Genomic DNA, 938 nt, shown 5'->3' with positions numbered 1-938 from the left:
GGTTCTGGTGAATCGCCAGACAGCGACGACTTGATCCGTCAGAACTAGGGAGTTGAAGCGGGAAACGGCGGATGTTCTATGTCCAAAATTTCCCGCTTCACTGGGAAGGTAGTGACATTGGCTAAAAGTGCTGTTGGTGGCCGAGGCGAATCCGCCGCCCCACAGGGTGGCGGCGGATTCGCCGACTACGCCGTCGTTTCGCTGCATTGTCTGCGGATTTACTTAGAGAAGTCCTACCGCGAAGCACTTGATCTACTGAGCGAGATGCCACAAATACTGGCGGAGATCGGCCTTGAGAAGGCCGATCTCCCTGATCACTCGACGCTAGTAAAGGCGTTTGACAGAATTAAGATGGCAGTCTGGCGAGTGGTGCTGCGCCTGTCGGCGCAGCTCCACGAGCCATCTGGTCATGCAGCGATGGACGCGACGTTTTTCGACCGCGAAAACGCCAGCAAACACTACTGCCGACGGACGAACTATCGGGTTCAGACGCTCAAAACCACTGCACTCGTCGATACTGAGTCACAAGCTATCCTCGACGTTCACTGTACAACCGAGAAACGTCATGACACGCAGATCGGCTGGCAACTCGCCCGCCGCAACGCGGGCGAGTTGCACAGCCTCGCCGCAGACAAAGGCTACGACTGGCAACGGTTACGTGATAAACTCCGAGAAGAGGACGTAAGACCACTGATCAAGCATCGAGAGTTCCGTCCCATCGATCACGCGCATAACGCGCGGATCAATGGGACTCTCTACGGGCAGAGAGCATTGTCTGAGACCGTCTTCTCAGTGATCAAGCGCACGCTCGGCGACGCCGTGCGTGCGCGAAGCTGGTATCGAGAGTTCCGTGAAATTGTCCTGATGTGTGTCGTCTACAACATCAAGCGTGCCGTCAAGTAGTAAAATCAAGCGCCGTATAGCGATTCACCACGGCC

The 938-nt window shown here is 56.0% G+C and carries 1 protein-coding gene; it reads left to right on the top strand.

The window, feature by feature from the left end:
- Positions 1-78: 78 nt before the first annotated feature.
- Positions 79-903 (top strand): IS5 family transposase, encoded by an 825-nt coding sequence (locus EA473_RS21765; RefSeq protein WP_124197693.1) that lies wholly within the window; start codon positions 79-81, stop codon positions 901-903.
- Positions 904-938 lie beyond the last annotated feature (35 nt).

Source organism: Natrarchaeobius chitinivorans, assembly GCF_003841505.1.
GTDB classification, from domain to species: domain Archaea; phylum Halobacteriota; class Halobacteria; order Halobacteriales; family Natrialbaceae; genus Natrarchaeobius; species Natrarchaeobius chitinivorans.
This window is presented reverse-complemented; position numbering and strand designations above follow the sequence as displayed.